Origin of the sequence: Marinobacter sp. UBA2498 (genome assembly GCF_002341575.1) — a bacterium.
Lineage (GTDB): Bacteria > Pseudomonadota > Gammaproteobacteria > Pseudomonadales > Oleiphilaceae > Marinobacter > Marinobacter manganoxydans.
This window is the reverse complement of record NZ_DDOI01000013.1, coordinates 5,584-10,576: the sequence shown is the minus strand read 5'-3', so window position 1 is coordinate 10,576 and position 4,993 is coordinate 5,584. Positions and strand designations below refer to the sequence as shown.

At 59.6% G+C, this 4,993-nt stretch carries 5 protein-coding genes; 2 read left to right on the top strand and 3 right to left on the bottom strand.

Annotated features, from left to right (window positions below; all coding sequences use genetic code 11):
- Both dauA and B2W52_RS01375 read left to right on the top strand, forming a co-directional pair.
- On the top strand, window positions 1–1,692 hold a 1,692-nt coding region (gene dauA, locus B2W52_RS01380; protein ID WP_286801042.1), incomplete at its 5' end, for a C4-dicarboxylic acid transporter DauA.
- Window positions 1,693–1,763: 71 nt separating this feature from the next.
- Window positions 1,764–3,710, top strand: a complete 1,947-nt coding sequence (locus B2W52_RS01375; protein WP_104270827.1) for a CASTOR/POLLUX-related putative ion channel — start codon at window positions 1,764–1,766, stop codon at window positions 3,708–3,710.
- A gap of 7 nt (window positions 3,711–3,717) precedes the next feature.
- On the opposite strand, the gene B2W52_RS01370 is transcribed toward B2W52_RS01375, so the two are convergent.
- The 3 genes from B2W52_RS01370 to B2W52_RS01360 form a co-directional block, all read right to left on the bottom strand.
- Window positions 3,718–4,107, bottom strand: coding sequence for a CBS domain-containing protein (locus B2W52_RS01370; RefSeq protein WP_014578444.1), 390 nt, complete (start codon window positions 4,105–4,107; stop codon window positions 3,718–3,720).
- A gap of 13 nt (window positions 4,108–4,120) precedes the next feature.
- The gene (locus tag B2W52_RS01365; protein WP_014578443.1) at window positions 4,121–4,471 is read right to left on the bottom strand and encodes a hypothetical protein; all 351 of its coding nucleotides are present in this window, start codon (window positions 4,469–4,471) and stop codon (window positions 4,121–4,123) included.
- A partial coding sequence (locus B2W52_RS01360; protein ID WP_286801041.1) for a DUF1538 domain-containing protein occupies window positions 4,468–4,993 on the bottom strand: 526 nt, incomplete at its 5' end. The genes B2W52_RS01365 and B2W52_RS01360, both read right to left, overlap by 4 nt.

Genomic DNA, 4,993 nt, shown 5'->3' with positions numbered 1-4,993 from the left:
ATTGATGAGCCCTACCGGGGCCGCCGTTTCCTGCGCGATGTGATGGCGGGTTTGACGGTGGGCATTATTGCCATACCCCTGGCCATGGCATTGGCGATCGCCAGTGGTGTTGCACCCCAGTACGGCCTCTACACCGCCATTATTGCCGGGTTTGTGATCGCATTGACCGGTGGCAGCCGGTTCAGCATCTCCGGCCCCACCGCTGCTTTCGTTGTCATTCTGTACCCCATCGCCCAGAGCTATGGGCTGGGCGGTCTGCTTTTGGCCACCTTGATGTCGGGCGTTTTGCTGATTCTGATGGCTCTGATGCGACTGGGTCGTTTTATCGAATACATTCCAGAATCGGTAACCCTCGGGTTTACCGGGGGGATCGCCGTGGTGATTGCCACCCTGCAGATCCGGGATTTTCTGGGCCTTCAGGTTGGCGATATGCCCGAGCATTATTGGGACAAGCTGGCCCTGCTGACCGGTGCGCTGCCGGAATTTGATGGTATGAGTACCCTGGTGGCCGGTGTCACCCTTGCCTGCATGTTGCTCTGGCCACGCCTGAAAACCCCGGTGCCCCCGCATCTGCCAGCGGTGGTGATCGGAAGCCTGCTTACGCTCTGGTTGAATGCCCAGGGTGCTGCTATCGATACCATTGGTTCAAGGTTCAGTTATCTCCTGCCGGACGGCACCGAGGGAGCGGGTATTCCGCCGTTCTTGCCGGAATTCGCCTGGCCGTGGCAGCAGGCAGGGGCATCGGGCGAGCCCGTCGGGCTGTCATGGTCGCTGGTCCGGGATCTGCTGCCGGCAGCTTTTGCCATTGCCATGCTTGGGGCCATCGAGTCTCTCCTGTGCGCCGTGGTGCTTGATGGCATGACTGGCAAACGCCACAGCGCCAACAGCGAGCTCATGGGGCAGGGCCTTGGCAACATCATCACGCCGTTTTTCGGCGGCATTACCGCCACGGCCGCCATCGCCCGCTCGGCGGCCAACTACCGGGCCGGCGCCGAGTCGCCGGTCTCCGCAATGGTGCATTCGCTGGTCGTTCTGCTGGCGCTGGTTTCGCTGGCGGGCCTGCTGGCGTATCTTCCCATGCCGGCCATGGCCGCCCTGCTGGTGATGGTGGCCTGGAATATGAGTGAGGCCCCCAAGTCCCTGCATCTTCTGAAAACCGCGCCGCGCAGCGACATCCTGGTTTTTCTCACCTGCTTTTCACTGACGGTATTGCTCGACATGGTCATTGCCATCACCACCGGCGTCCTGTTGGCGGCGGTCCTGTTCATGCGGGAAATGGCCCAGATGACCCGGGTTACAGATATCACCCAGAGCAAACGGATTGCAGAATCCCGGCTGCCCGATGGCTGGCAGGTGTTCAAGATAAACGGCCCCCTGTTTTTTGCCGCTGCGGACCGGATTTTCGGGGAACTGGCAGTGCTCGCCCGGAACGCCCGCGGATTCATTCTGTACATGGACGGCGTGACGATTCTCGATGCCGGCGGGCTGTCCGCTTTGAACAAGCTTATTGCTACCTGTGAACGGGACGGTACACAGATTGTGATTGCCGATCTTCAGTTCCAGCCTTTGCGCACCCTCGCTCGTGCCGGGGTTGCGCCGATAGCTGGCGTTAGCCGCTATACTTCCTCCCTGGACGAAGCTTTGCGTCTGATCAGTTGCCCTGCGTCTGAAACTGATCGGGCTTCCGGATAAAAACCTGATTCCATCCGTTTCCGGATGGTCTACCCTGACGCGACGAAAATACTCTCTTCAAGAGGACTGCCATGCTGCCTTTCCGGCTGATCGACCGAGTCAAATTCATACTGGAACGCCAGCTCGTCAAAGGCGCGGGATTTCAGCTTCTCGTGGTCGGTGTCTTCATTGGCCTGATCTCGTTAATCGGTGGCCTGCTTGTGGTTCCCCAGGGCGGCGACTTCGAAGATCCGGGCTCTGCAATCTGGTGGGCGTTTCTTCGGTTGACCGATCCAGGTTACCTGGGTGACGACGTTGGCACCTGGCAGCGCTTTGTTTCGACCCTGCTGACTATTAGCGGCTATGTGGTGTTCATGGGCACTCTGGTGGCGATCCTGACACGGTGGTTGATCGCTAAAATGGCGGATCTTGAGAGAGGCCTTACGCCGGTTACGCTGAAGAATCATGTGGTGGTGCTGGGCTGGACCAGCCAGACCCTCCCGTTGCTCTCCGAGCTGTTGGGCTCCAGTGGCCGGGTGCGCCGTTTTCTGGAAAAGCACGATGCCCAGAAGCTCAACCTCGTGGTGTTGTCTGAGGAGGCGTCTGCAGCCCAGGTTCATGAGTTGCGCACCGAGCCTGGTATCGGGCGCCGGGCCCGCCAGATCATCCTGCGATCGGGATCCGCAATCCAGCCGGATGCCCTGCACCGGGTGGCTTGCCTGGATGCAGCGGCGGTTATCGTGCCCAGCGCGGCCCACGAAGCTGGCAGCCTGGTCACATCGGACGTGGAGACGGTCAAGGCGCTGCTGTCCATAGCCGCGCAGGCAAGGCATTTTCAGTCCTCGTTGCCGTTTGTGGTGGCCGAGATCCAGGACGTCCGCAAACTCCCGGTGATAGAGCGGGCCTACCCCGGGGCCGTGGAGGTCGTGGCAGGCGATGCCACCATCAGTCGCCTGATGGTGCAGAACATCCTTCATCCTGGCCTGTCTGAAGTGTTCAACGAGCTGCTGACAGCCGGTGAGGGTAACGAGATCTATATCCGCGGAGGCGAGTCGCTGGCAGGCATGACGCTGGGCGAGCTGGCGGCCGCCCGGCCCGAAGTCATCGTGCTGGGGCTGTTGAAACCCAGCGGTTCAGGATGGGACGTCCAGTTGCTGGCGCCCTCAGACTCACCCATTGCATCGGCTGATCGGGTGGTCATCATGGCCCGGGATTACTCCGAGACCGAGCCGAATCCCAAAAAGGCGCCCTTGCCTGCCTTGGTGAGAGGGCAGGCGGTGCGGGTTGAGCGGCCCGTGGACCAGATGAATCACCGGGTTCTGGTCTTAGGCTGGAACCGACGCGTGCCCAGCCTGATCGCGGAGTTCCTCAGCTATGGCCACCGTCATTTTGAGGTGGATCTGGTCTCCGTGGTTCCCAAAGCCGAACGGGAACAGGCCATTGCACGCTATGTCGACAATTCGGGCCGCCTGACCTGTCGGCATATCGAGGCGGACTACATGGTGGAGGGGGAGCTCCGCCGGATAGGGCCGGCGGGCTACGATACCGTGATCCTGCTGAGCAGTGACCGGCTGGCTTCTGGTGAAGAGGCCGATGCCCGGGCGATGGTGGGGTACCTGCAGCTTGAGGACATCCTGGCCGATTTTGCCCGGAGGCCTCAACTGATCATGGAGTTGAGCGACCCCGACAACCGGCACCTGCTGGATGGGCATCAGAGCGAGATGATGATCAGCCCCATGATTCTCAGTCATGTTCTGGCGCAGGTGGCGTTGCGGCGCGAGCTTCGCATCGTGCTGGATGAACTGTTCACCGTTGGCGGTGCCGAGATCCAGTTCCGGGATCCGGCGGATTACCCTTTGCCCGCCAGTGCGACGTTTCAGGTGCTGGAAAAAACGGTGGCGGCCGAAGGTGAACTGGCACTCGGGATATTTCGGCACCGTGCCAATGAAAGCGGGCGCCACCTGCAGCTGAACCCGCCCCGCAAGGACTACCTTGAGTTACAGCCGGGTGACCGGTTGGTGGTGCTTTGCATGACCTGAATGCCGGTCAGTCGATGCTGTCGAGCAGGGCCGCCATGATGTCGTCCATGACCACAAAGCCTTTGAGATCATTGTCGGCCAGCACCAGAAGGCGCTTTACCCGGTATTTGCTCATCAGGCTGGCAGCGTGTCGGACGTTCAGATTCTCGCCAACGCTGATGACAGGCTTGGCGCAGGCGTCGTAAACGTTCAGAAGGTCGATGTCGCCGTCTTCGGCAATAACCGTTTTCAGCACGTTGGTATAGGTGATCAGACCCCAGGCATCGTGCTCGCTCGTTTTCTCCACCACCAGCGATTTCACAGAGTGCTGTTTCATCTGTGACAGCGCCTCACGGATGCTGGCAAACGGAGAGATGGTCATTACATCCCGCACCATCACATCTTTGACCAGTTTCATGGCTGTTCTCCGGTTACAGTGAATCTTTCAGATGTTGTTCGAATTTTGCGACCTGGGACATGTCGATCCCGCCCAGGTGTTCCAGGGGAAGTGTGAACACCAGTCCCCTGGAATCGTTATGGTCGGGCATGAGTATCTTCTGGATAACCTTCAGAATATCGAGCGAGAGGCCCTTCTCCAGCACCATCAGCAGAACGCTTTGGCTGCCGTCGTAGGTCAGGCCGAAGAAGGTTTTTTTCGCGGTGTTGCTGATGCCGCGGCCGGGAATCACCGTGATACCACCGGCGCCAAGGTCCCTCGCGGCATTAACGCAGTCCTGTTCCTGATCCTCTGGAACAATTGCTACCAGAACCGAAAATTTCATGAGTCTGTTTTCCTCTGCTTGGCAAGCATTTCAACAATGATGGCGTAGCCCATCACCGTCACGATCGGAAAGATGGAGGCGAAGGCAATCAGGCCGAACCCGTCGATCAGCACGTTACGGCCTTCAATGCTGCTGGCCAGACCAATACCCAGTGCGGTTACCAGAGGTACGGTAACCTCGGAGGTGGTAACCCCGCCAAGATCGTACGCCAGCGGGATGATGTATCTCGGGGCCAGCGCGGTCAGGATGATGACCAGAATATAGCCGCCAATGATGTAATGGTGAATGGAGTCGCCACTGATGATCCGGTGGACGCCGAGGGTGATCCCGACAGCGACCCCGACCGCCACGATAATCCTGATGGCATTGCCGTTTATGGTACCGGCCGCGGCCTGTTCCGCCTGGTGTCCGATTGCGATCAACGCGGGTTCGGCCATGGTGGTGGCGAACCCGATCATGAAGGCGAAGAGATAGACAAAGACGAAGCCCTCCATGCTCATCAGTTGCCGGGCCATACTGGTG